This is a genomic window from Aquabacterium sp. (assembly GCF_044226965.1).
Classification (GTDB): Bacteria; Pseudomonadota; Gammaproteobacteria; order Burkholderiales; family Burkholderiaceae_C; genus Pseudaquabacterium.
The window spans coordinates 1-24,059 of sequence record NZ_JBGAGA010000088.1; the positions used below are offsets into that span (position 1 = coordinate 1).

20 protein-coding genes are annotated in these 24,059 nt (G+C 71.7%); 8 read left to right on the forward strand and 12 right to left on the reverse strand.

All coding sequences use genetic code 11. The features are described 5' to 3' along the window. On the reverse strand, window positions 1–233 hold a 233-nt coding region (locus ACILR4_RS25795), incomplete at its 3' end, for an outer membrane beta-barrel protein (protein ID WP_395703766.1). Between the two features lie 187 nt (window positions 234–420). On the opposite strand from ACILR4_RS25795, the gene ACILR4_RS25800 reads away from it, so the two are divergent. Further along, window positions 421–1,161, forward strand: a complete 741-nt coding sequence (locus ACILR4_RS25800; RefSeq protein ID WP_395703767.1) for a helix-turn-helix domain-containing protein — start codon at window positions 421–423, stop codon at window positions 1,159–1,161. Window positions 1,162–1,180: 19 nt separating this feature from the next. Here the strand turns inward: ACILR4_RS25800 and ACILR4_RS25805 are convergent, their stop codons facing one another. Then, window positions 1,181–3,415: a patatin-like phospholipase family protein gene (locus tag ACILR4_RS25805; protein WP_395703768.1), complete on the reverse strand. Its 2,235-nt coding sequence runs from the start codon at window positions 3,413–3,415 to the stop codon at window positions 1,181–1,183. A 170-nt stretch (window positions 3,416–3,585) separates the two neighbouring features. Between ACILR4_RS25805 and ACILR4_RS25810 the strand changes: the two genes are divergently transcribed. Beyond that, entirely contained in the window at window positions 3,586–4,494 is a 909-nt protein-coding gene (locus ACILR4_RS25810) for a DMT family transporter (RefSeq protein ID WP_395703769.1), read from the forward strand. Between the two features lie 27 nt (window positions 4,495–4,521). Here ACILR4_RS25810 and ACILR4_RS25815 read toward each other — a convergent pair whose 3' ends face one another. Both ACILR4_RS25815 and ACILR4_RS25820 read right to left on the reverse strand, forming a co-directional pair. After that, complete coding sequence (locus ACILR4_RS25815; RefSeq protein WP_395703785.1) at window positions 4,522–6,633, reverse strand: ATP-dependent helicase; 2,112 nt, start codon at window positions 6,631–6,633, stop codon at window positions 4,522–4,524. Window positions 6,634–6,637: 4 nt separating this feature from the next. Then, window positions 6,638–6,871 (reverse strand): hypothetical protein, encoded by a 234-nt coding sequence (locus tag ACILR4_RS25820; RefSeq protein ID WP_395703770.1) that lies wholly within the window; start codon window positions 6,869–6,871, stop codon window positions 6,638–6,640. Between the two features lie 134 nt (window positions 6,872–7,005). On the opposite strand from ACILR4_RS25820, the gene ACILR4_RS25825 reads away from it, so the two are divergent. Then, window positions 7,006–7,656: a hypothetical protein gene (locus tag ACILR4_RS25825; RefSeq protein ID WP_395703771.1), complete on the forward strand. Its 651-nt coding sequence runs from the start codon at window positions 7,006–7,008 to the stop codon at window positions 7,654–7,656. 1 nt (window position 7,657) lies between these two features. On the opposite strand, the gene ACILR4_RS25830 is transcribed toward ACILR4_RS25825, so the two are convergent. The 3 genes from ACILR4_RS25830 to ACILR4_RS25840 form a co-directional block, all read right to left on the reverse strand. Further along, the gene (locus ACILR4_RS25830; RefSeq protein WP_395703772.1) at window positions 7,658–9,469 is read right to left on the reverse strand and encodes a S8 family peptidase; all 1,812 of its coding nucleotides are present in this window, start codon (window positions 9,467–9,469) and stop codon (window positions 7,658–7,660) included. 85 nt (window positions 9,470–9,554) lie between these two features. Beyond that, window positions 9,555–11,723 carry a putative bifunctional diguanylate cyclase/phosphodiesterase gene (locus tag ACILR4_RS25835; protein ID WP_395703773.1) on the reverse strand — a complete coding sequence of 723 codons (2,169 nt, stop codon included), beginning with the start codon at window positions 11,721–11,723 and terminating at the stop codon, window positions 9,555–9,557. A 58-nt stretch (window positions 11,724–11,781) separates the two neighbouring features. After that, window positions 11,782–12,726, reverse strand: coding sequence for a LysR substrate-binding domain-containing protein (locus tag ACILR4_RS25840; protein ID WP_395703774.1), 945 nt, complete (start codon window positions 12,724–12,726; stop codon window positions 11,782–11,784). Window positions 12,727–12,821: 95 nt separating this feature from the next. Between ACILR4_RS25840 and ACILR4_RS25845 the strand changes: the two genes are divergently transcribed. The 3 genes from ACILR4_RS25845 (at window position 12,822) to ACILR4_RS25855 (ending at window position 17,225) form a co-directional block, all read left to right on the forward strand. Next, window positions 12,822–13,802 (forward strand): tripartite tricarboxylate transporter substrate binding protein, encoded by a 981-nt coding sequence (locus tag ACILR4_RS25845; RefSeq protein ID WP_395703775.1) that lies wholly within the window; start codon window positions 12,822–12,824, stop codon window positions 13,800–13,802. A gap of 5 nt (window positions 13,803–13,807) precedes the next feature. After that, window positions 13,808–15,337 (forward strand): UxaA family hydrolase, encoded by a 1,530-nt coding sequence (locus ACILR4_RS25850; RefSeq protein ID WP_395703776.1) that lies wholly within the window; start codon window positions 13,808–13,810, stop codon window positions 15,335–15,337. 820 nt (window positions 15,338–16,157) lie between these two features. Continuing rightward, the gene (locus tag ACILR4_RS25855; protein ID WP_395703777.1) at window positions 16,158–17,225 is read left to right on the forward strand and encodes a tartrate dehydrogenase; all 1,068 of its coding nucleotides are present in this window, start codon (window positions 16,158–16,160) and stop codon (window positions 17,223–17,225) included. Here ACILR4_RS25855 and ACILR4_RS25860 read toward each other — a convergent pair whose 3' ends face one another. The 4 genes from ACILR4_RS25860 to ACILR4_RS25875 form a co-directional block, all read right to left on the reverse strand. Further along, window positions 17,226–18,344 carry a metallophosphoesterase gene (locus ACILR4_RS25860; protein ID WP_395703778.1) on the reverse strand — a complete coding sequence of 373 codons (1,119 nt, stop codon included), beginning with the start codon at window positions 18,342–18,344 and terminating at the stop codon, window positions 17,226–17,228. Between the two features lie 30 nt (window positions 18,345–18,374). Continuing rightward, on the reverse strand, window positions 18,375–19,022 hold the full coding sequence (locus ACILR4_RS25865; RefSeq protein ID WP_395703779.1) for a LysE family translocator: 648 nt from the start codon (window positions 19,020–19,022) through the stop codon (window positions 18,375–18,377). A 96-nt stretch (window positions 19,023–19,118) separates the two neighbouring features. Continuing rightward, window positions 19,119–20,531 (reverse strand): FAD-binding oxidoreductase, encoded by a 1,413-nt coding sequence (locus ACILR4_RS25870; protein ID WP_395703780.1) that lies wholly within the window; start codon window positions 20,529–20,531, stop codon window positions 19,119–19,121. Between the two features lie 117 nt (window positions 20,532–20,648). Then, window positions 20,649–21,587 (reverse strand): LysR substrate-binding domain-containing protein, encoded by a 939-nt coding sequence (locus ACILR4_RS25875; RefSeq protein ID WP_395703781.1) that lies wholly within the window; start codon window positions 21,585–21,587, stop codon window positions 20,649–20,651. A gap of 75 nt (window positions 21,588–21,662) precedes the next feature. Between ACILR4_RS25875 and ACILR4_RS25880 the strand changes: the two genes are divergently transcribed. Beyond that, complete coding sequence (locus ACILR4_RS25880) at window positions 21,663–22,442, forward strand: methyltransferase domain-containing protein (RefSeq protein WP_395703782.1); 780 nt, start codon at window positions 21,663–21,665, stop codon at window positions 22,440–22,442. Window positions 22,443–22,538: 96 nt separating this feature from the next. Here ACILR4_RS25880 and ACILR4_RS25885 read toward each other — a convergent pair whose 3' ends face one another. After that, a complete protein-coding gene (locus tag ACILR4_RS25885; protein WP_395703783.1) occupies window positions 22,539–23,240 on the reverse strand; it encodes an SDR family oxidoreductase in 702 nt (233 codons plus the stop codon). Window positions 23,241–23,340: 100 nt separating this feature from the next. Between ACILR4_RS25885 and ACILR4_RS25890 the strand changes: the two genes are divergently transcribed. After that, the coding region (locus ACILR4_RS25890) for a ribonucleotide reductase N-terminal alpha domain-containing protein (RefSeq protein ID WP_395703784.1) at window positions 23,341–24,059 on the forward strand (719 nt) is incomplete at its 3' end.

The window sequence follows — 24,059 nt, forward strand, 5'->3', positions numbered from 1 at the left end:
CCTTCGATGCCGAAGGTCTCGTTGAACTGGTAGCCGCCGTAGAGCTTGCCGGCGGTGTCGCGCTCGTCGCCACCGGTGTTCGGCAGGTTCAGGTCGTGTGCGTTGAAGCTGCTGCGGCCGATGGCGCCGCCGATGTAGCCCACCTGTTTGTCGGCCGCCTGCGCCGGCAGCGTGGCCGCGCTGCCGAGCAGCGCGAGGGAGAGCAGGGCGATCGAGGAAGAGAACTTGGACATGGTCGCTTTCGTCGGGGTTTTCGTTCGTGGTTGGACGTGTTCGCCGCGCCGGGATCACCGAGGCGACGAGGCGCAGTGTTCACGAGCACTGCCTGACGTACCATCTTCCTGAACGAGGTGCCGGTGACCGACACGGAAGGTACTGAATTCCAGTACCTCGGCCGGCCCGCGTAACCAGGAGACAACGATGAGTTCACCCGAGCTGGTGCTGCAGGTGCTGCGCGCCGAGATGCGTGCGGCCGGCGTCACCTACAGGCAGCTGGCGCAGCGCATCGGCATGAGCGAATCGAGCATCAAGCGCCTGTTCGGCCAACGCGACATGGCCTTGTCGCGGCTGGCGCAGATCTGCCACGCGGTGGGCGTCTCGATGGAGGACGTGCTGCGCCAGTCGGCCGACCTGACGCCGCGCGCCGACACGCTGACGCTGGCGCAGGAACGCTCGCTGGTGGCCGACCCCAAGCTGCTGCTGGTGGCCAACTGCTGCCTCGGCCACTGGAGCTTCGAGCAGATCGTCGAGACCTACGACTTGAGCGATGCCGAGTGCGTGCGCCGGCTGGTCAAGCTGGACCGGCTGGCACTGATCGAGCTGAAGCCGCTGAACCGCTACCGGCTGCGCGTGACGCAGAACTTCCGCTGGCGCCCCGATGGTCCGGTGCAGCAGTTCTTCCGCGAGCACATCGTCGAAGACTACTTCGGCGGCCGCTTCGACGGCGAGGGCGAGACCCTGCTGTGCGTGCCGGCGCGGCTGACCGAGGCCAGCGCGCGCGAGTTCGTGCAGAAGCTGCAGCAGCTGGGCGCCGAGCTCGCGCGCCTGCACCAGGACGACCGCCGCGCGCAGCCGCCTCTGCGCGACGGCTTCACGCTGCTGCTGGGCTTCCGGTCCTGGGAGCTGGCGGCCTTCACCGCGTTGCGGCGCCCCGCTGCCTAACTTTGCAGAAGCGCGGCCATTACCACACCGGGCCGAGGAACAGGTACACGGTGCCGTCACCATGCCGGGTGGAGCCGGCGCCGAAGTACACCGGCCCGAAGCGCGTGTCCACCGAGACGAAGGCGGCGCCCGCCTGCGTCAGCGCGCGCCAGCGCACCGATGCGCCGGGCGCGAAGCCGCCGCCGAGCTCGGCGGACAGGCCCACGCGTACCGCGCCGCCCAGCGGCGCGGGCATCGTGCCCACGCGCCGCGCCACCACCACGCGGCCCAGCACCACGGTCTGGCCGGTGACCGATTCGGCCTCGGTGCCCGACAGGCGCAGGAAGCCGCCCAGCGACAGCGGCGCGGCGCCGAAGCGCGCACGCGCCCAGTCGACGCTGACATGCCCGGCCCAGTCGCCGCGGCCGAAGGCGGCCAGCCCGGTGATCTGCGACTGCGCATGCGTGGGTTCGTCGGCCGTGCGCGAGGGCGCACGGTCGAAGCGCGCCTGCAGCAGCTGGCCGCGCACCGGGAAGGCCAGCGAATCCAGCGTGTCGATGCTCAGCTGCACGAACTGCGTGGTGTCGGAGAAGCTGCCGCTGTCCAGCGTGGTCTGCGGCACCAGCAGCCGCGCGCGGCCGGCGCGTCGGCTGACGCCCAGCTGCACGTCGCCCCAGGTGCCGAGCTCGCGGCCGACCGCCAGCTGCGCCTCGGCCAGCTTGTAGCCGGCGCGGGACTGGCGCCGGCCTTCGCTGAACACGTCGAAGGACGAGGCGTCGTAGGCCAGCTGCGGCGCCACGTACCACGGCGAGCCGGCACCCAGCGGCTGGTGCCACTGCATGCCGAACTCGCGCAGCGCGCCGATGCGCGCCACCGTGCGCAGCTCGGCACCCCAGGCGTTCAGGCTGGGCGCGACATGCATCGCGCTGAGCGTGAAGCTGTTGTTGTCGGAGAAGTCGCTGGCCAGCTCCAGCCCCACGCGCAGCCGGCTGCGCGCCCAGTCGGCCTCGGCCACCTTGATCAGCACGCTGCGCCGGCCGTCCTGGTCGCGCACCTCGGTGTCCACGCGGTCGAGGTCGCCGCGGCCATACAGCCGCGCGGCGGCCTGCTGCGCCTGCTCGGGCGTGACCGGCTGGCCCGGCTGCAGGCCGGTCAGCGCCACCAGCGCCTGGGGCGCGATGCGCTCGGTGCCCTGCACCTCCACCCGGTCCAGCGGCAGGGCGCCGGCGCGGATGGTGGGCGCGCCGCTGCGCGCGTGTTCCAGCGCGGTGTACTCGGCCGCCGGCAGGGCCAGCGGCTTCAGGCGATCGGCCATGCGCTGCACCGCGGCGGCGCCGGCGCGCATCGCCTTCTCGTAGTTGCGGAAGTCCAGGAAGCTCAGCGACTGCAGCTCGGGCGCGATCAGGATGTCGCGCGGGCCCAGTTCCTTCAGCGAGCGTTGCACGTTCTGCTCGGTCAGGATGGCCATCATCTGCTGCGCGACGCCGATCGAGGTCGACAGCGTGTGCTCGGGCGCCAGCGGTGTGCCGACATTGACGGCGATGATGATGTCCGCGCCCAGCGCCCGCGCCATGTCCACCGGCAGGTTGCGCACCAGGCCGCCATCGACCAGCAGCCGGCCGTTGACGCGCACCGGCTCGAACACGCCCGGCACCGCGAGCGAGGCGCGCAGCGTGCTGAACAGCGGCGTGTCGACCAGCTCCACCAGCTCGCCGGTGACGAGGTCGGAGGCCACCGAGCGGAACGGCAGCGGCAGCTGGTTGACCGGCCGCTCGCGCATGCCCGCCGGCAGCAGCTTGCCCAGGGCGCCTTCCAGTGCGGCATTGCCGGCCGCGGCCGGCGGCAGCGACAGCCCGGAACGATCGAGCCCGAACTCGATGCGCGAGGGCAGGGCGATGTCCTCCTCGCGGCGGCGGTAGACCAGCTCGTCGCGCGCCGGGCGGTCGGCCAGCACCGCTTCCCAGTCGGTGGTGCGCACGATGCGCTCCAGCGCGTCCACGGTGCTGCCGGCGGCATAGGCGCCACCGACCACGCAGCCCATGCTGGTGCCCACGACGATGTCCACCGGCACGTGCAGCTGCTGCAGCGCACGCAGCACGCCCACGTGCGCGAAGCCGCGCGCGCCGCCGCCGGAAAGCACCAGCCCGATGCGCGGGCGCGGCGTGGCCACGGCCGGCGGCGGGTCGGCGGTCTGCGCGGCCAGCGGCGGGCAGGCGATGGCCAGCAGCGCCAGCCAGGCGGCCGCCAGCAGCCGGCGGTGGATCGGACAGCTCATGGGCTGATCCCTCGGGGTGGAATGTCTATCACGCAAAACGAGCGACCGCGGCCTGTCGTCGCCAGCGGCGGCGCGGCAGCTTAGCACCCTGCGATGGCGCAGCCGGGCTCTGCACAATTGCCGGCGGGCGCGCCGGCCGGGCCTGTCGGCCGCACCGCCACAATCGACCGATGTCCCCGAGTTCCACCCCGGCCGCCGGCGCGGCCACGATGCGCTGGCTGCTGCTGGTCACGATGGCGCTGTGGGGCGCCAACCTCTCGGTGGTCAAGCTGCTGGTCAGCCGCTTCGACACCATGGCCATCGCCACGCTGCGCATGGGTGTGGCCGCGCTGGCGCTGCTGGCCATCCTGGCCTGGCGCCGCGCCGGCTGGCCGCGGCTGGACCGGCGGCAATGGGCGACCTTGGCCGTCTGCAGCGTGCTGATGGTGTATGCCAACCAGATCCTGTTCACCGAGGGCGTGGCGCGCACCACCGCGGCGAACGCGGCGCTGATCATCGCGCTGAACCCGTTGATCTCCGCGCTGATGGCCGTGGCGCTGCTGGGCGACCGCCTGACGCCGCCGCGCGTGGCCGGCGTGCTGCTGGGCTTTGGCGGCGTGGCCCTGGTGGTGCTGAACCGTCCCGGCGCCGCACTGGGCGGCGGCAGCTGGGGCGACGCGCTGGTGCTGGGCTCGGTGATCAGCTGGGTCTCGGGCGGCGTGCTGGTGCAGCGGCTCGCGCGGCAGCTCGACTCGGCGCTGATCAGCGGCGTGGTGCACACCCTGGGCATGCTGTGGCTGCTGGCGCACATGGCGCTGCGGCCGGCGCCCTTCGGCATCGACTGGGCGCAGTTCAGCTGGTGGCATGGCGTGCTGACCGCGCTGTCCGGCCTGCTGGCCACCGCGCTGGGCGCGCTGGTGTGGAACCGCGCGCTCACCACGCTGGGCGTGGCGCGCACCTCGCTGTACGTGTACTGGGTGCCGATCTTCGGCGTGGCCTTCGCGGTGGGGCTGCTGGGCGAGCCGCTGAGCGTGTGGCATGTGGCCGGGCTGGCGATGGTGCTGGGCGGCACCTGGCTGGGCACGCGGCACCACGGCTGAGGCCGACGCGGCGCGGGCCGCGCTGTCTCAATCCCACGCCGCGCGCAGCTTCGCGCCCAGGTCCATCACCGGTGCTGCCGGCGCGGTCGTGCGTGCATCGCCGGCCGCCGAGACCGGCGCCACGCGCTCGAACAGGGCGGCCACCGCCGGCGGGATGAAGCGCGACAGCGAGGCATACAGGTGCATAGCCCCGAAGCGCTGCTGCTGCGTGACGTAGAAGCGCTGCGGCACCAGCAGTGCCAGCCGGTGCTTGGCGCGTGTCATCGCCACGTAGAGCAGGCGACGCTCTTCCTCGATGCCTTGGGCCGAGCCGGTGCTCATCTCCGACGGGATGCAGCCGTCGACGACGTTCAGCACGCTGACCGAGGACCATTCCTGGCCCTTGGCGGCATGGATGGTCGACAGGATCAGGTAGTCCTCGTCCAGCAGCGGCGGGCCGGATTCGTCGCTGCTGGCGTTCGGCGGGTCGAGCGTCAGCTCGGTCAGGAAGCGCTCGCGGCTGGGGTGGCCGGCGGCGATGCGCGCCAGCTGGTCCAGGTCGGCCTGGCGCACCGCGGCAGTCTCCTCGTACAGGCGCTGCAGGTGCGGCGCGTACCAGCGCTGCACCGCTTCGACATCGGCCGGCCAGCCCAGCGCGGGGTCGCGCAGCGCGCGGATCAGCCGCACCAGCGCCTGCCACTCCTCTTGTGCGTTGGATGGCGCCTCGAACGATGCCAGCGCCTGCAGCGGGTCGGCCGCCGCGTCCATCGCGTCGAGCAGGCGGCGCGCGATGGCCGGGCCGATGCCCGGCACCAGCTGCGCGACGCGGAAACCCGCGAGCCGGCTCTTGGGGTTCTCGGCCCAGCGCAGCGCGGCCAGCACGTCCTTCACGTGCGCGGCCTCGAGGAACTTCAAGCCACCGTACTTGACGAACGGGATGTGCCGGCGCGTGAGTTCGAGCTCCAGCGCGGCGCTGTGGTGGCCGGTGCGGAACAGCACCGCCTGCTGCTTGAGCTTGAGCCCGTTCTCGCGCTGCGCCAGCACGTGTTCGACGACCCAGGCGCTCTGCGCTGCCTCGTCGGCCACCGTCACCAGCAGCGGCTTGTGCGACGAGGCGGCGTCGGTCCACAGCGTCTTGGCATGGCGCTCGGCGGCCAGCGCGATCACCGCGTTCGAGGCTTCGAGGATGGTCTGCGTCGAGCGGTAGTTGCGCTCCAGCGCCAGCACGCGCGCGGCGGGCCCGAACTGCGCCGGGAACTGCAGGATGTTCTGCACCTCGGCGGCGCGGAAGCTGTAGATCGACTGCGCGTCGTCGCCCACCACCGTCAGGCCGCGGCCATCGGGCCGCAGGCCGCGCAGGATGGCCGATTGCAGCCGGTTGGTGTCCTGGTACTCGTCCACCAGCAGGTGGCTGAAGCGCCGGCTCAAGGCCTGCGCCAGCGCCGGCTCGGCCGCCATCTGCTGCCAGGCCAGCAGCAGGTCGTCGTAGTCCAGCGTGTGCTGGCGCTGCTTCTCGGCGACGTAGGCGCGGAACAGGGCCTTCAGCTCGGCTTCCCAGTTCGCGCACCACGGGAAGTGCTCGCGCAGCACCGCCGCCAGCGGTGCCTGGCTGTTGACGCAGCGCGAGTAGATGGCCAGGCAGGTGCCCTTCAGCGGAAAGCGGCTCTTCGCCGCGGCGAAGCCGAGGTCCTGCCGCACCAGGCCCATCAGGTCTTCGGAGTCGGCGCGGTCGGCCACCGTGAACTGCTCGGGCAGGCCGATCTCGGTGGCATGCAGGCGCAGCAGCCGCGCGCCGATGGCGTGGAAGGTGCCGGCCCAGGGCAGTGCGGGCGGGCTTTGCGTGGCGCCCAGGCCCAGCGCCTGGTGCAGCAGCCGGCCGGCGCGGGCCTGCATCTCGGCCGCCGCGCGGCGCGAGAAGGTCAGCAGCAGCAGCGCCTGCGGGTCGGCGCCGTCCAGCACCAGCCGCGCCACGCGGGCGGCCAGCGTCATCGTCTTGCCCGAGCCGGCACCGGCGATCACCAGCAAGGGCTCGTCGCCATGCTCGACCGCGGCGCGCTGCTGCGGGTTCAGCGCCTCGAAGGGATCGGCCGTCTTCATTGAACGAGGGCGGCCGAAGGCAGGCGCTGCAGGGCCGGGCGGGTGCCCGGCCGGGGTGTCGATCCGGTCAGCTGCCCAGTTGCTCGGCCACGGCCTTGCACGACGGGTTGCACACCGTCTGCGACTTGCCGAGCAGCTTGCGCATCTTCAGCATCGAGCGCGGGCGGTGCGTGCCGCACAGAAAGCACGACATCGTCGAGCCACCGAAAGCGCCGGCCGGCGCGAACGGCGAACCCGGCGCCTTGCTGCGGTAGCGCAAGCCATCGGCTTCGATGCGGGTCTTGACCTCTTCCTTGGCCATGTGGGAATCCCTCCGGAAAACAGGCGGGCGCAGCGGGGCTGCGCGACCCCCAAGGATACTGTATGAACGACCAGCCGCCGATCGGGGTGCGCCCGGGGGGTGCCCAGGGTCCGATGCGATGATGCCCGTCACCCATGGAAAGCCCCGTGCACTGGCCCCTGATCGTCGACAGCCTTCTGGTGCTGGCCGCCGTCGCCCTGGCACTGGGGCTGCGGCCCTGGCGCGCGGTGACGCCCGGCGGGCCGCCCTGGCCGTGGCTGGCGCTGTGGGTGCTGCTGCCGCTGCTGTGGGCGATGGACCGGCATGCGCGGGTGCCGATCGCGTTGCCGGTTTCCGGCGCGTCGCTGCTGGTGCTGATGGCCGGCTGGCCGCTGGCCGTGCTGGCGATGCTGCCGGCGGCCGCGGTGCTGCCGTGGTCGGCCGGGCTGCCGCTGGCCGAGGCGCTGCACCGCCTGGCCTGGCTGGGCGTGGTGCCGGGCACGCTGGCCTTGCTGTGGGGCGCGACGCTGCGGCGCTGGCTGCCGCACCACCTGTTCGTCTACATCCTCGGCCGCGGCTTCTTCGGCACCGCGTTCGCCTGCGTGGCCGCGGCCGCGCTGTCGCTGGCGGTGCAGGTGATGCCGGCGGGCACCACCCCGGGCGACTGGCTGCTCGGGCGCCTGCTCGCCGCCTTCGGCGAGGCCTTCCTGACCGGCATGCTCTGCGCCATCGGCGTTGCCTTCCACCCCGAGTGGCTGGCCACCTATGCCGACCGGCTGTACCTGCCGCGGCCGCCGCGCGGCTGAATCAGATGCCCATCACCAGCGCGTAGTTGCCGGTGCTGCCGGCCGACTTCGAGACGCGTACATACAGCGTTAGCGCGCCGCTGCCGCGGTTGGCCAGGCTCCAGCTCAGCGCCTGGCCGGTGCTGCCGGCCTTCTCCACCAGCTTGCGGCCCAGCGCGGTGTAGACGCCCAGGCCCGGGCCGGTCCCGGCCGCGCCGGTGAGCGTGATCGTCAGGGTCTTGCTGGCCGGCACGCTGATGCGGTAGTAGTCCACGTCGCCGTTGGACCCGATGCCGCCGTTCACGGTGGCGGGCACCGAGGCCACGGCCTGCGCGGTGGCCAGCGTGTCGTTGCTCTCGGCTTCGGTGACGGTGATCGGCGCCGGCGTGATCGCGTCGTGCGCGGCGGTCACCGCGGCGGCGGCGTCGATCAGCCCCGCACCGCACTGGCTGCAGGTGGCCGGGAAGCTGCGCACCGTCGAGACCATCATCTGCTTGACCTGGTCCGGCGTCAGCGTGTTGTTGACCGACAGCATCAGCGCCGCGACACCGGCCACCACCGGCGTGGCCATCGAGGTGCCCATCTCGTAGCCGTAGCTGTCGGCGCCCGGCGCGCCGGTGCCGGCGTTCAACGTCGAGAGGATCGCGTTGCCCGAGTCGCCGCCTGGCGCGGCCAGCGTGACGACGCTGCCGTAGTTCGAGTAGGACGCGCGGCCGCCGCTGATGCCGGTGGACGCGACCGTGATCACCCCGTTGCAGTTGGCCGGCGAGGTGTTCGAGGCATTGGTGTTGGCATTGCCCGCGGCCACGATCACCACGGCACCGGCGGCGCGGGCGCTGTTGATCGCGGCCTGCGAGGTGGTGTCGCAGCTGCCGGTGCCACCCAGCGAGAGGTTCAGCACCTTGGCCGGCGTGGTGTTGGCCGGCACGCCGCCCACCGAGCCGCCGGCGGCCCAGGTGATGGCGTCGGCGATGTCGGAGGTGTAGCCACCGCAGCGGCCCAGCGCGCGCAGCGGCAGGATTTTGGCGTTGTAGGCCAGGCCGGTCACGCCGGTCGCGTTGTTGCCCACCGCGGCGATGATGCCGGACACATGCGTGCCGTGCCACGAGCTGTTCGAGGCACTGCTGCCCGAGCCGCAGAAGCCGGCGGCCACGCCGTCGCCGGGGTCGCTGGCATCGCTGTCGCGGCCACCGCCGTCGTTGGCGGTGGTGGCCGAGGTGATGAAGTCGTAGCCCGGCAGCAGGTTGGCCGCCAGGTCGGGGTGCGGGCGCACGCCGGTGTCGATCACCGCCACCGTCACGCCGCTGCCGGTGGACACGTCCCAGGCCGCCGGCGCGCGCACGCCGCCGGTGGTGTCGGACCAGTGCCACTGCGACGAATACTGCGGATCGTTGGGCGTGGACAGCGCCTGCAGGATGCGGTCGGGCTCGGCGTACTCGATGCTCGCGTCGCCGGCCTTCAGGCTGGCGGCCAGGGCTTCGGCCTCGGCCGTGCTCATGCGGCGGCTGATCGCGAACACATGCGCGCCGTTGGCGGTCTGGCGGAAGGCGTTCATCTGCACGCCGTGGCGGTTGGCGGCCACGCGCAGGGCCAGCGACGAGCGCAGCGACAGCGCGCCCACCGCCGGCGCGGCGGTGGCGGGCGCGTTGTTCGCGCTGCCCGATGCCGTGACGCTGGCGATGGTGGCGGTGTTGCGGTACTTGACGATCAGCCGGTCGGTGCCGGGGTCCTCGCTCAGCTGGCGCGGGCCGGCGGCGAACGCGCTGCCGCAGGCAGCCGCCAGCAGCGCGAGCGCCAGGCGGGCGGAGGTCGGAAGGTGCGGGCGGCGGCTCATCGGCGTGCTCGGTGGAAAAAGAGGATCGTCGACCGTCTTTTCGGCCGTTCACCGCCGGGCTTGAGCCGGCCGCCGGTGCGCGGCCTCAGATGTCGGTCAGCAGCACCGAGGCCGAGAAATCCGCCGCACCTTCGGGCTTGCGGCCGGTGCTCCAGGCCAGCAGCGCCTCGGCGCTCATCGGCCGCGCGAAGTAGTAGCCCTGCAGTTCGTCGCAGTCCAGCTCGAGCAGGATGTCGCGCTGGCCCGGCGTCTCGACGCCTTCGGCCACCACGCCCAGCCCCAGCGCATGCGCCAGGTGGATCACCGCGCTGACGATCGCGCGCGCGTCGCCGCTGGTCTCGATGTCGCTGACGAAGCTGCGGTCGATCTTCAGCTGCCGTGCCGGCAGCTGGCGCAGGTAGCTCAGGCTCGAATAGCCGGTGCCGAAGTCGTCGATCGACAGGTACACGCCGATGCGCGCCAGCTGCTCGAAGGTGCGCTGCGTGGCCTGGATGTCTTCCATCGCCACGGTCTCGGTGATCTCGCACAGCAGCTGCGAGGGCTCGACCCGATGGCGGCGCAGTGCGGCGTCGATGCGTGCGGCCAGGCCTTCCTCGCGCAGCTGGTGCACCGAGAGGTTGATGGCCACGCGCAGTCGCAGCCCTTCGTCAGCCCAGGCCTGCAGCTGGCGGCAGGCTTCGTCGATGACCCAGCTGCCCAGCGCGTTGATCAGGCCGAAGCGCTCGGCGATCGGGATGAACAGCGCCGGGCTGATCGTGCCGCGCTCGGGATGGTGCCAGCGCAGCAGCGCCTCGACGCCGCGGATCTGGCCGCGCCGGCCGTCGACCTTGGGCTGGTAGTGCAGCTGCAGCTGCCCGCGCGCGATGGCATGGCGCAGGTCGGCCTGCAGGCTGAGCAGCTCGTGCGCGCCGGCGTCCATGTGCGACTCGAACACCGCATAGGTGTTGCCGCCGTTGCGCTTGGCCGCGTACATCGCGGCATCGGCGTTGGCGATCAGCTTGTCGCGCTGGCCGTGGTCGGGATGGACCACGATCCCGACCGAGGCGCCGATGGTCGCGCTCTGCGCGCCCACCGCGATCGGCTCGGCCAGCGCGGCCAGCAGCCGGCCCACCGCGGCCACCGCATCGGGCAGGCCGGTCAGGTCTTCCATCAGCAGCACGAACTCGTCGCCGCCGATGCGCGCCACCGTGTCGCCTTCGCGCGCGGTGCCACGCAGTCGCTGTGCCACTTCCTTCAGCACGCTGTCGCCGGCGGCATGGCCTAGCAGGTCGTTCACCGGCTTGAAGCCGTCGAGGTCGATGAACAGCACCGCCAGCTTGTCGGCCGCGCCGCGTTCGCCGCTGCGGCTTTCGCTGGCGCGCTCGCGCCGCGCCAGCGCATGCGCGAGCCGGTCTTCGAACAGCAGGCGGTTCGGCAGGCCGGTGAGGGCATCGACGAAGGCCTGCAGGCGCAGCGTCTCGTTCACCGATTGCAGTTCGGCATTGGCGAGCTTCAAGGAGCCGGCCAGCTGCGCGGTGCGGCTGCGCATGCGGGCATCGAGCGTGGAGGTGAACAGCGTCATCGCCAGCAGCGCCACGGTGCTCAGCGCCACCAGCGTGCCCAGGCCCTTGCCGCCCCACTCATTGGCCGAGAGGCACACCGCGCCGGCCGGAAAATTGGCGGCAGCCATGCCTGTGTAGTGCATGCCGCAGATCGCCACGCCCATCACCAGCGCGGCACTGCCCTGGTACAGCAGGCCGTGCTGCGGATTGACCTTGCGCAGCCAGAAGAAGATCAGCAAGGCCGCGGCCGAAGCGCCCACGGCGATGGCCGCCGACGCCGCCACCAGCGGCCAGCTCCACACGATGCCGGGCGCGAGATCGATCGCTGCCATGCCGGTGTAGTGCATCGCGCAGATGCCCAGGCCCATCAGCGTGGCGCCCCCGACCAGGCGGCGCGGTGTCAGCGCACCGCGGCTGGCAATGGCCAGGGCCACCGCCGACACCGCCACGCCGGCCAGCCAGGAGGCCAGCGTCAGCGCGTGGGTGTAGCCCAGCTCGATCGGCAGCGTGAAGGCCAGCATGCCGACGAAGTGCATGCACCAGATGCCGGTGCCCATGGCCAGCGAGCCGCCCGCCCACCAGCGCCGCGCCACCGCGCGGTCGTGCGCGCGCACGCGCTGGGCCAGGTCGAGGGCCACATAGGCGGCGAAGCTCGCGATCAGCAGGGAGGCCACGACGCCCCAGGGGTCGTAGCGGGTGGGCAGGAAGTTCACCCCCCATGTTCGGCGCGCGCCACGCCGGCTTGACGCGCCGGCAATGTAAGCGTGCCCGTCAGCGCCGCGCGCCGTGCACTACCGCACGGCGCAGGGACTCGATCAGCTGCTCTGCCGCGGGCGTGCGGCGGCGGTGCCGCATCGTGATGATGCCCACCGGCGGCAGCTCGATCGGCACCGCGATGCGCAAGGTCTTCGCCAGCTGCTCGCGCGCCAGGTAGCGCGCGACATCGCGCGCAACGAACGCGATCGCGCCGCGCTGGCGCAGGAAGTTCAGCGTCACCAGGAACGAGGCCGACTCGATCACATCGACCGGCGGGTTCACCCCCTGCCGGTAGAACAGCTGGTGCAGCTTGATGCGCGACGAGGCCCAGGACGGCGGCATCACCCAGGGCTGCGTGGCCAGGTCGGCCCAGCCGGGCCGGCGCTTGCGCAGCAGCGCATGGTCGGGCCGGCAGACGATGCACATCGGCTCCTCGTACAGCGCCTCGGTCTCCAGGTCCGGCGCCGCGTAGCCAGGCTCGAGCCGGCCGACGAAGAGATCGAGCTCGCCCACGCGCAGCCGCGGCAGCAGGCGCGTGAGGTCGCCTTCCTCGATGGCCACGGTGGTCAGCGCCGAGCGCTCCTTCAGCAACGCCACCGCGCGCGACAGCAGACCCGGCAGCGCCACCACCATCGTGCCGACGCTCACGCGCCCGGCCGCGCCCGAGGCCACCGCGGCAATCTCGTCGCGCGTGCGGCCGTAGTCGGCCAGCACCGAGCGCGCAAAGCGCACCACCGTCTCGCCATACGCGGTGGGCTCGGTGCCGCGCGTGGAGCGCACGAACAGGTCGAGCCCGAACATGCGCTCGACCTCGGCCAGCGACTTCGACACCGCCGGCTGGGTCAGCGACAGGAACTCGGCCGCGCGGCCGAGGTGGCGGAACTGGTCCAGCGCCACCAGCAGCTGCAGGTGCTTCAGTTTCAGGTTGGACCGCAGCACGCGGTCGATGGCGATGGTCATAGCAAACTCGACATGAAGAGAGTCCACTTCTTCAATGGATGGCGATGATAGGGCTGCCGACAATCGCGCCCATTCCAAGACAGGAGACAAGCGCGATGCACGCCAACCGCCGCCAGTTCGTTCTGGGCAGCCTGGGCACGGCCCTGCTGGCCGCCACCGCGAGGTCCCGGGCCAGCGCCTACCCCGAGCGGCCGATCACCTTCATCTGCCCCTGGCCGGCCGGCGGCACGGCCGACATCACGATGCGCGCGCTGTGCCTGGCCGCGGCCAAGCCGCTGGGCCAGACCCTCGTGGTCGAGAACAAGGCCGGTGCCTCCGGCATGCTGGGGCTGAAGGCGATGGCCACCGCCAAGCCCGATGGCTACACCATCGGCCAGATCCCGATCTCGGTGACGCGCTTCGCGCAGCTGGGCACGGTGCAGATCGATCCGCTGAAGGACCTGAGCTTCATCGCCCGCACCTCGGGCCAGACCTTCGGCGTGGCGGTGCGAAGCGACTCGCCGTGGCAGACCTTGAAGGAATTCGTCGCCGCCGCCAAGGCCGCGCCGGGCCGCCTGACCTACGGCAGCGCCGGCATCGGCGGCGCGACGCACGTGGGCATGGAAGAGTTCGCGCTGGCGGCCGGCATCCAGCTCAACCACGTGCCCTACAAGGGCGGCGCGCCGGCGCTGCAGGACCTGCTGGGCGGGCAGATCGACGCGCTGGCCGACTCCAGCTCGTGGGCGCCGCACGTCAAGTCCGGCAAGCTGCGCCTGCTGGCCACCTGGGGCGAGCAGCGCACGCACGACTTCCCCGAGGTGCCCACGCTGCGCGAGCAGGGCTTCGACGTGGTGGTCGATGCGCCCAACGGCATCGGCGCGCCCAAGGGCCTGGACGCGGCCGTCGCCAGGCGCCTGCGCGAGGCCTTCAAGGCCGCGGCCGCCAGCCCCGAGTTCATCGCCGCCTGCGACAGGATCGATGCCCCGCCCATGTACCTGGATGGCCCCGAGTACGAGAAGTACGTCGCCGCGGTGTACCGCAAGGAGACGCAGCTGATCGAGCGGCTGAAGCTCAAAGAGCTGATGGCGAAGGGCTGATCGCAGTGGCCGCCAGCGCTTCACCGCTGATCCGCCTGCACGCCGCCGACAACGTGCTGGTGGCGCGCGAGCCGCTGGCGCTGGGCCAGGTGCTGCCCGAGTTTGGCCTGCGGCTGAGGGCGCAGGTGCCGGCCGGCCACAAGATCGCCGCGCGGCGCATCGCGGCCGGCGAGCTGGTGAAGAAGTACGACACGGTGATCGGCGTGGCCACCCGCGACATCGAGGCCGGCGAGCATGTGCACGGCCACAACCTCGCGCTGCCCGAAGGCCACCGCGACCCGGCCTTCGGCGCCGACGTCAAGCCGGTGGCCACCCTGCCCGAGGACCAGCGGGCACGCTTCCTCGGTCTGGTCCGGGCCGATGGTCGCGTGGCCACGCGCAACTTCATCGGCATCATCGCGTCGGTGAATTGCTCGGCCACCGCGATCAAGCAGATGGCCGCTCACTTCACGAGAGAGAAACTGGCGGCCTATCCGAACGTCGATGGCGTGGTGGCCTTTGCGCAGACCAGCGGCTGCGGCATGTCTTCGCCCAGCGAGCATTTCGACGTGCTGCGCCGTACGCTGGCCGGCTACGCGCGGCATCCGAACCTCGCCGGCGTGCTGATCGTCGGGCTGGGCTGCGAGCGCAACCAGGTGGCCGACCTGGTCGACTCGCAAGGCTTGCAGCCTGGCCCGCTGATGCGCACGCTGGTGATGCAGGACACCGGCGGCACGCGCGCCACCATTGCCGCCGGCGTGGCCGCGATCGAGGCGATGCTGCCGATCGCCAACGACGTGCGGCGCGAGCCGGTGAGCGCCGCGCACCTGAAGATCGGCCTCGAATGCGGCGGCTCCGATGGGTTCTCGGGCATCACCGCCAACCCCGCGCTGGGCGCGGCGATGGACATCCTGGTGCGCCACGGCGGCACCGCCATCCTGTCGGAGACGCCCGAGATCCATGGTGTCGAGCACATGCTGACGCGCCGCGCGGTGAGCCCCGCGGTCGGCCAGAAGCTGCTGGACCGGCTGGCCTGGTGGGAGCGCTACACGCGCGGCCACAACGGCCAGTTCAACGGCGTGGTCGGCCCGGGCAACCAGGCCGGCGGGCTGGCGAACATCTTCGAGAAGTCATTGGGCTCGGCGATGAAGGCCGGCAGCACGCCGCTGCGCGCCGTGTACGAATATGCCGAGCCGATCACCGAGAGCGGCTTCGTGTTCATGGATTCACCGGGCTACGACCCGGTGGCCTCCACCGGCCAGATCGCCAGCGGCGCGAACCTCATCTGCTTCACCACCGGCCGCGGCTCGATGTTCGGCAGCAAGCCCGCACCGACGATCAAGCTGGCCTCGAACACGCCGATGTTCACGCGGCTCGAAGAGGACATGGACATCAACTGCGGCCTGGTGCTGGACGGCGAAGTGAGCGTCCAGCAGATGGGCGAGCGCATCTTCGCGCACATCCTGCGGGCCGCTTCCGGCGAACGGACCAAGAGCGAGCTGCTGGGCCTCGGCGACCATGAGTTCGTGCCCTGGCATCTCGGGATCACGAGCTGAATCGCGTGGTGTGGGCGTGACCATCGCCAGCGGGTGGTTGGCCGCAAGCGGCCCGTTGCGGTCGTTGCCGAAAAGACTTGCGTCTGTCGGAGCGGCAAAGCCGGGCGCGGGCTGCGCGGCCAGGGCGACATCGCGGTCGGCTCTGGCGAGCCGACTGCCCTGCGCTGCTCGCGGACGCGGGATGGGGACACAACTCGGGCCTGGGTACAGGCCCTCAGACACGTGTCCCCAGGTCGCTTCGCTCCCGACCCGCGCCCGCTGCGCTGCTCGGCGCTGATGTCTTCATGCCCTGGCCGCACAGCCCGCGCCCGGCTTTGCAGAACCGGTGGTGGCGTGCGGATGGGCGCAGTGCTCGGTGATTCGCAAAGCCGGTGGCCGGTGCGCTGGCCGGGCAGTCAGGAGACCAGCGCCGAGCAGCGCAGCGGGCGCGGGTCGGCGACCGAAGGGAGCTGGGCGGGAGTGTCTGAGGCCCTGTACTCAGGGCCGAGTTGCCCGCCCATCCCGCGTCCGCGAGCAGCGCAGGGCAGTCAGGCCGCAGGCCTGACCGCGGTCTCCGCCCGGCCAGCGCACCGGCCACCGGCTTTGCCGCTCCGCACCCCGCAAGCAAGCACTCATCGAACGACCGCTCCGGGCCGCAAGCGGACGCACTGCGTCGCCGCTCAGTTGGCGCGTGGCGGAGTCGCTGGAAACAGGTATCGTCGGGCTCAACGAAGGCGCGCTGGCGGCCGAGAGGATTTGGTGCACGGCTTCGACGACGACCTGCACATCAAGTACGTCTGCCAGGGCAGCCTGGCCTGAGCTGATTCAAGGAGACCCGAGCATGAGCAAGAAGACCTACCGCATTGCCGCCATCCCCGGTGACGGCATCGGCAAGGAAGTGATGCCCGAAGGCCTGCGCGTGCTGCGCAAGGCGGCGCAGCGCTTCGACATCGCGCTGGACATCACCGAGATCGAATGGGCCAGCTGCGACTACCACGCGCAGCATGGCCAGATGATGCCGGACGACTGGAAGGCGCAGCTGATCGGCATGGACGCGCTGTACTTCGGCGCGGTCGGCTGGCCGGCCACGGTGCCCGACCACATCTCGCTGTGGGGTTCGCTGATCAAGTTCCGCCGCGAGTTCGACCAGTACATCAACCTGCGCCCGGCGCGCCTGATGCCCGGCGTGCGCTGCCCGCTGGCTGGCATGAAGCCGGGCGACATCGACATGCTGATCGTGCGCGAGAACACCGAGGGCGAGTATTCGTCGGTGGGCGGCGTGATGTTCCCGGGCACCGAGCGCGAGTTCGTCTCGCAGACCTCGATCTTCACCCGTCACGGCTCCGAGCGCCTGCTGAAGTACGCCTTCGAGCTGGCGCGCACGCGGCAGCGCAAGCATGTGACGCTGGCCACGAAGAGCAACGGCATCTCGATCTCGATGCCGTGGTGGGACGAGCGCTGCGTCGAGATGGCCGCGCAGTACCCCGACATCGGCTGGGACAAGCAGCACATCGACATCCTGAGCGCGCGCTTCGTGCTGCAGCCGCAGCGCTTCGACGTGGTGGCCGCCACCAACCTGTTCGGCGACATCCTGTCCGACCTGGGGCCGGCCTGCACCGGCACCATCGGCATCGCGCCGAGCGCCAACCTGAATCCGGAGCGGAAGTTCCCGTCGCTGTTCGAGCCGGTGCACGGCTCGGCACCGGACATCTACGGCAAGAACATCGCCAACCCGGTCGGCATGATCTGGAGCGGCGCGATGATGCTCGACTTCCTCGGCGAGCGCGCCGCGCACGACGCGATCCTGAAGGCCATCGAGACCGTGCTGGCCGAAGGCCCGCGCACCGGCGACCTGGGCGGCAGCGCGTCCACCACCGAGATGGGCGAGGCGGTGGCGAAGCTGGTGTGATCAGGCCGCGACCAGCCGCAGCCGCGTGATCTCCGACGGCGCGCCCAGCCGCAGCGGCGGGCCCCAGTAGCCGGTGCCGCGGCTGGTGTAGATCCACAGCTGCCGCAGGCGGTGCAGGCCGGCCACGAAGGGTTGCTGCAGCGGCACGAAGAAGTTGAAGGGCCAGATCTGGCCGCCATGCGTGTGGCCGGAGAGTTGCAGGTCGAAGCCGGCCGTGGCGGCGGCTTCGGCACTGCGCGGCTGGTGCGCCAGCAGCACGCGCACCGCCGCATCGGCCGGCGCGCCGGCGATCGCACGCTGCGGGTCGCTGCGCTGCTCGGGGATGAAGTGGTGCGCGCTGACGTCGGTGACGCCGGCCAGCACCAGCCGGGCCTCGCCCTGGCCGAGCACCACGTGCCGGTTGTCCAGCACCTGCAGGCCCAGCGTGCGCAGGTGCGCGGTCCACTCCCGCGCGCCGCTGTAGTACTCGTGGTTGCCGGTGACGAAGTAGCGGCCCTGCCGGGCCTGCAGGCCGGCGAGCGGTGCCACGTCCTGCTGCAGGTCGGCCACGCGGCCGTCGACCAGGTCGCCGGTGATGGCCACCACGTCGGCCTGCAGCGCATTGACGCGCTCGACGATGGCCTGCACGTAGCCGGCCTTCACCGTGGGGCCGACATGCACGTCGCTGATCTGCGCGATCGTGAAGCCTTGCAGCGTGGCCGGCAGACCTGCGATCGGCACTTCGACCGTGCGCACCTGCGCCGGCCGCCGCGCATTGGCCAGGCCCCACAGCAGCAGCAGCGCGGCCAGCGGTGGCACGGCCCAGGCGCTGGGCTCGGCCAGCGCGGGCAGCGCGACGAACATTCCGATCGGCGCGGCCAGCAGCAGCACGGCGTCGCGCAGCAGGGTCAGCGGCAGCAGGATCGCGAAGCTGCCCAGCGCCAGCATGCCGGCCCAGCTCCAGCGGTCGGCCGCCGCGCGGTCGCGCAGCCGCCGGCCGAAGAAGGCCACCGGGATCAGCGCGAAGCTCAGCACCAGCGCCGCGCTGAACAGCGCCGGCGGCCAGTTGCCGGGCAGGGAAGGCGCGATGCGCGCGCCGATGTACAGGTGCAACAGGGCCAGCAGCAGGAACGGCAGCATCGCCGCCAGATGGCGGCGGGCCGCTGCCCTTCAAGCCCCGCCGCGCTGCCAGCCCAGCAACAGCGTCAGCACTGCGCCGGCTACCAGCATCGGGCCGGTGACGCGCAGCATCCAGCGCTGGCCGTTGGCGCTGACGCCGGCATAGTGCCGCGTGCCCGCCGCGGCCAGCGCCACGGCGCCATAGACGCCGAACTGCGTGGCCGTGGTGATGGCGGCCAGCAGCAGCGCCTGCAGCGCCAGCGGCCGCGGCTGGCCGTGCAGGTAGGCCGGCAGCACCGCCAGCGTGAAGGCATAGGCCTTGGGGTTCATCAGGCAGGTCAGCAGCGCGCGGCGGAACACGTGGGCCGCGGCGGCCTGCGGGCTGGCGCCGCCGGCCGCGGCCAATGGCTGCCGGCTGGCACGCAGCAGGCTGATGCCGATCCACACCATGTAGGCCGCGCCGCCGACCAGCAGCCCGTTGAAGGCCGGCGGCCACAGCAGCATCAGCGCGGCGATGCCGCTGCTGGCGGCCACCACATGCACCAGCCCGCCCAGCGTGATGCCGGCCACCGCGGTGAGGCCGGCGCGCAGGCCGCCGACCAGCGCGTTGGTGGCCACGAAGGCCATGTCCATGCCGGGCAGCACGATGATGCCGAAGACGAGCAGGAAGTACAGCCAGAGGTCGGGCGAGGCGGGCATCACGGAGAGATCCTTCGGTGGGTGGCAATGCCGGCCACTGTAGGCAGCCAATAGGGCAGCACCCGCCCTGTATCCCGCGCGTGGCCGCGCAGCGCCTCAGGCTGCGGCCGCCAGCACCTTGCCCGGGTTCAGGATGTTCAGCGGGTCCCAGGCCTGCTTCAGCCGGCGCATCAGCTCGATCGCATCCGCGCCATGCTCCTCGGCCAGCAGGCCGATCTTGTGCAAGCCGATGCCGTGCTCGCCGGTGCAGGTGCCGTCCAGCGCGAGGGCGCGCCGCATGATGCGCTGGTTCAGGCGCTCGGCCTCGGCCATCTCCTCGGGCCGCTGCGGGTCGGCCAGGATCACGCAGTGGAAGTTGCCGTCGCCCACATGGCCGAAGATCGGGCACGGCAGCGGCGAGCCGCGCACGTCGGCGAGGGTCTCGTCGATGCACTGCGCCAGCCGCGAGATCGGCACGCAGGCATCGGTGGTGAAGGCGCGCGCGCCGGCCTTCAGTTGCAGGCAGGCGAAGAAGGCCAGGTGCCGCGCGTTCCACAGCCGCGAGCGGTCTTCCGGCTGCAGCGCCCATTCGAAATGCGCGCCGCCGTTGTCCTGCGCCAGCGCCTGCACGCGCTCGGCCATGTCCTGCACGCCGGCGGGCGTGCCGTGGAACTCGAGGAACAGCATCGGCTGCTCGGGCAGCGCCGTGCGGCTGTGGCGGTTGAGGGCCTGCACCGTCAGCGCGTCCAGCAGTTCGGCGCGGGCCAGCGGCAGGCCCAACTGCATGGCCTGGATCACCGTGTCGACCGCGCCCTGCACGGCACTGAACGAGCACACCGCGGCCGACAGCGCCTCGGGCTGCGGGTAGAGCTTCAGCGTGACCTCGGTGATGATGCCCAGCGTGCCTTCGCTACCGACGAAAAGACGCGTCAGGTCGTAGCCCGCCGAGGACTTCTTCGAGCGGCCGGCGGTGCGCAGCACGCGGCCCTCGGCGGTGACCACGGTGAGCGCCAGCACGTTCTCGCGCATCGTGCCGTAGCGCACCGCGTTCGTGCCCGAGGCGCGGGTGGCGGCCATGCCACCGATCGAGGCATCGGCGCCGGGGTCGATCGGGAAGAACAGCCCGCTGTGGCGGATCGCCTCGTTCAGCTGGCGCCGCGTGATGCCGGCCTGCACGGTGACCGTCAGGTCTTCGGCATCCAGCGCCAGCACGCCGTTCATGCCCGAGAGGTTCAGCGTGATGCCGCCGGCCACCGCCAGCACATGGCCTTCGATCGACGAGCCGGCGCCGTACGGGATCAGCGGCACGCGGTGCGCGGCGCACAGCTGCACCAGCGCCACCACCTCGTCGGTGTCCTGCGCATGCACCACCGCATCGGGCGCCATCGGGTCGTAGGGGGATTCGTCGCGGCCATGCTGGTCGCGCACGGCCTGCGCGGTGGAGCAGCGCGCGCCGAAGCGTTGGCGCAAGCTGGCGATCAGCGCCTCCGGCAGGGGGCGGCGCGGGGCAGTGGTGGCAAGGCTCGACATCGGCGTGGCGGCGGCGCGGTAGTGGACGACGGGAGCGGATGCTGCGCGCGCCGCGCCGCCGCGGGAAGCAGGACTTGGCGATGCCGCCATCGCGCGAAGCGATGGCGCTGCGGGCTTTCAGGCGCTGTCGACGCAGCGCACGCCGCGCCAGGGTGCGCGGCGCACGACCTGCGCGATGGTCTCGCGCGCGGTGGCCAGCACGCAATCGACCGCCCGGCTGCGCGGCGCGCCGGCCGGCAGGCACAGCACGGCCACGCGGGTGATCGCCGGCCGCGCGATCTCGACCGCGGCCAGGCGCTGGGCCAGCACCTCGGCCTCGACGCTGGGCCAGGACAGGATGGTCGCGCCCAGCCGCGCCTCGACGGCCTGCTTCATCATCGCCAGCGAATTCATCTCGGCCACCACGCGCGGCGGCGGCAGGCCGGCGCGGGCCAGCGTGCGCTCGATGCGGTCGCGCACGCCATGGCCCGGGCTGGGCATCACCAGGTCCAGCGCGGCCAGCTCCTTCAGTGCCAGCAACTTGCGCCGGGCCAGCGGCGACTTCGGGTGCAGCACCAGGAACAGGCGCTCCTCGATCAGCGGCGTCGCCTGCGTGCCTTCGAGCTGGCCGTCGTCGAACACCAGGCCCATGCCCAGGCGGCCGTTCTTCACCCATTCGAGGATCGTGCCGCTCAATTCCTCGTGGATCAGCAGCTGGATCCTGGGGTACTGCGCGCGCACCGCCTCGAAGACCGGCAGCGCCAGCGGCGCCACCAGGCTCAGCGGGATGCCGATCTCCACCCGCCCGCTCGGCGCCGCGCCGGCCTGGGCGACCTCGGCGCGCGCGTCGTCGGCCTGCTTCAGCATCGCCTGGGCATGGCGGTACAGCGCATGGCCGGCCTCGGTGGCTGCCACACCGCGTGTATTGCGCGTTAGCAGCGCCTGGCCCAGCTCGGCCTCCAGCGCCGCCACCTGCTGGCTCAACGCCGATTGCGCCACATGAAGCACGCCCGAGGCGCGCGACAGGCTGCCCATGTCGACGATGCGGACGAAGTAGCGCAACTGCCTCAGTTCCATCCCGCGAATGCTATCCGGGCGACCGGGCAGGCGTGGCAAGATGCCGCGCGACAGCCCGCAAGACGGAGGTGCGGTTTGGCCTGGAACCCCGATCAATACCTGAAGTTCGCGCAGCCGCGGCTGCGCCCGGCGATCGACCTGCTCGCGCGCATCGCGCTCGCGTCGCCGCGGCGCATCGCCGACCTCGGCTGCGGCACCGGCAACATCACCCGGCTGCTGGCGCAGCGCTGGCCCGAGGCCGAGGTCACCGGCGTCGACAGCGCGGTGACGATGCTGACGCACGATGTGAGCGGCCTCAGCGCGCCGGAAGCCGGCCGCATCCGCTGGCAGCAGGCCGACCTGGCGCAGTGGCAGGCCGAGGCGCCGCCGGACCTGATCTACTCCAACGCCGCGCTGCACTGGCTGCCGCAGCACGAGCGCCTGCTGCCGCGCCTGCTGGCGATGCTGGCGCCCGGCGGCGTGCTGGCGGTGCAGATGCCGCGCAACTTCGGCGCACCGTCGCACACCGCCATCGCCGAGACCGTGCATGAAGGCCCCTGGCGCGACAAGCTGCTGCCGCTGCTGAAACCCACGCCGGTGGCCGAGCCGGCCTGGTATTACACGCTGCTGGCCGCGGTGGCCGCCGAGGTGGACCTCTGGGAGACCGAGTACCTGCAGGTGCTGACCGGCCCGAACCCGGTGAAGGAATGGACCAAGGGCACCTGGCTGGCGCAGTTCCTCGCCGCGCTGGAAGGCGACGAGGCTGCGGCCTTCGAGGAAGCCTACGCCGCGAAGATGCGCGCGGCCTACCCGATGCGCGCCGACGGCCGCACGCTGTTTCCGTTCAAGCGCCTGTTCATGATCGTGCGGCGCTGAGCGCTGCTGCGCCGGTGATAACGCTCAAATGACGGTGAGGCCGCCGTCCACCGTCAGCTGGTGGCCGGTGACGTAGGACGCCGCGTCCGACAGCAGTCACAGCACGGCCGCAGCCACCTCCTGCGGCTGGCCGACGCGGCCCATCAGCGCGGCGTCGCCGGGATCGCGCTTCGCCTCGTTCGGGCCGCGGCGCGCCAGCGCGCGCTCCATCATCGCGGTGTGGATGATGCCGGGGCACACGGTGTTGATGCGCACGCCGCGCCGGCCGTATTCCGCCGCCGCGCTCTTGGTCAGGCCCACCACCGCATGCTTGCTGGCGGCATAGGCCGCGCGCAGCGGCGCACCGACCAGGCCGGCCACCGAGGCGGTGTTGACGATGGCGCCGCCGCCCTGCTGCACCATCAGCGGCAGCTGGTGCTTCATGCACAGCCAGACGCCCTTGACGTTGATGGCCATGATGCGGTCGAACATGGCCTCGTCGCCATCGGCCAGGCGGTGGTGCTCGACCTCGATGCCGGCGTTGTTGAACGCGCCATCGAGCCGGCCAAAGGCGTGCACGCCGGCGTCAATCAGGGAATGCACCGCGTCGGCCCGCGTCACGTCGACCACCTGGTGGCGCAGGTCAGCGCCCGCTTCGCGCGCCAGCCGCGCGGTTTCAGCCAGGCCGTCGGCGTCGATGTCGCCGAGCAGCAGTTTCGCGCCGGCGCCGGCCAGCGCCAGGGCGGTGCAGCGGCCGATGCCGGCCCCGGCGCCGGTCACCATGATGACCTTGTCGGCAAATGTTTTGACGCTGGACATAGCGGCCTCGAGGGATGATGATTTATACAGTACCGATCTTCGCGCGGGGCCCCCTGTCCGGCCGACGCCTGCGCGACATCTCCCACCAGGAACAAACCCGATGAGCGACACCGCCACCCCTGTTTCATTGCCCGCCGCCAGCGCAGCCACGCTGCCACCGCAGGACATCAGCGCCGAGGTGCTGGCCGAGAAGTACGCCAAGGGCGACGAGCAGACGCTGGACGAAGTGCGCCGCCGCGTCGCGCGCGCGCTGGCCCAGGCCGAGGCGCCGGCGCAGCGCGCCGCGTGGGAAGCGAAGTTCATCGACGCGCAGCGCCGCGGCTTCGTGCCCGCCGGGCGCATCAATTCGGCCGCCGGCACCGACCTGGCCGCCACCTTGATCAACTGCTTCGTGCAGCCGGTGGGCGATTCGATCTCGACCGCGGAAGAAGGCCATCCCGGCATCTACATCGCGCTGACCGAAGCGGCCGAGACCATGCGCCGCGGCGGCGGCGTGGGCTACGACTTCTCGCGCATCCGGCCGCAGGGCGCCTGGGTCGGCGCCACGCAAAGCCGCGCCTCCGGCCCGGTGAGCTACATGCGCGTGTTCGACCGCAGCTGCGAGACGGTGGAATCGGCCGGCTCGCGCCGCGGCGCGCAGATGGGCGTGCTGCGCTGCGACCATCCCGACATCGAGTCCTTCATCCATGCCAAGGACCAGGGCGACCTGAAGAACTTCAACATCTCGGTCGGCGTGACCGACGTGTTCATGCAGGCCGTGCAGGACGACGGCGAGGTCGAGCTGGTGCACAAGGCCGAGCCCGGCGCCGAGCAGAAGGC

What these genes read in the sequence shown, in the direction of transcription:
- ACILR4_RS25825 (WP_395703771.1), top strand. Translation starts at nt 7,006, where the DNA reads ATGGAAAGCCCCGTGCACTGGCCCCTGATCGTCGACAGCCTTCTGGTG.
- ACILR4_RS25865 (WP_395703779.1), bottom strand. Translation starts at nt 19,022, where the DNA reads ATGCCCGCCTCGCCCGACCTCTGGCTGTACTTCCTGCTCGTCTTCGGC.
- ACILR4_RS25805 (WP_395703768.1), bottom strand. Translation starts at nt 3,415, where the DNA reads ATGAGCTGTCCGATCCACCGCCGGCTGCTGGCGGCCGCCTGGCTGGCG.
- ACILR4_RS25830 (WP_395703772.1), bottom strand. Translation starts at nt 9,469, where the DNA reads ATGAGCCGCCGCCCGCACCTTCCGACCTCCGCCCGCCTGGCGCTCGCG.
- ACILR4_RS25845 (WP_395703775.1), top strand. Translation starts at nt 12,822, where the DNA reads ATGCACGCCAACCGCCGCCAGTTCGTTCTGGGCAGCCTGGGCACGGCC.
- ACILR4_RS25820 (WP_395703770.1), bottom strand. Translation starts at nt 6,871, where the DNA reads ATGGCCAAGGAAGAGGTCAAGACCCGCATCGAAGCCGATGGCTTGCGC.
- ACILR4_RS25840 (WP_395703774.1), bottom strand. Translation starts at nt 12,726, where the DNA reads ATGACCATCGCCATCGACCGCGTGCTGCGGTCCAACCTGAAACTGAAG.
- ACILR4_RS25885 (WP_395703783.1), bottom strand. Translation starts at nt 23,240, where the DNA reads ATGTCCAGCGTCAAAACATTTGCCGACAAGGTCATCATGGTGACCGGC.
- ACILR4_RS25875 (WP_395703781.1), bottom strand. Translation starts at nt 21,587, where the DNA reads ATGGAACTGAGGCAGTTGCGCTACTTCGTCCGCATCGTCGACATGGGC.
- ACILR4_RS25810 (WP_395703769.1), top strand. Translation starts at nt 3,586, where the DNA reads ATGTCCCCGAGTTCCACCCCGGCCGCCGGCGCGGCCACGATGCGCTGG.
- ACILR4_RS25860 (WP_395703778.1), bottom strand. Translation starts at nt 18,344, where the DNA reads ATGCTGCCGTTCCTGCTGCTGGCCCTGTTGCACCTGTACATCGGCGCG.
- ACILR4_RS25855 (WP_395703777.1), top strand. Translation starts at nt 16,158, where the DNA reads ATGAGCAAGAAGACCTACCGCATTGCCGCCATCCCCGGTGACGGCATC.
- ACILR4_RS25800 (WP_395703767.1), top strand. Translation starts at nt 421, where the DNA reads ATGAGTTCACCCGAGCTGGTGCTGCAGGTGCTGCGCGCCGAGATGCGT.
- ACILR4_RS25870 (WP_395703780.1), bottom strand. Translation starts at nt 20,531, where the DNA reads ATGTCGAGCCTTGCCACCACTGCCCCGCGCCGCCCCCTGCCGGAGGCG.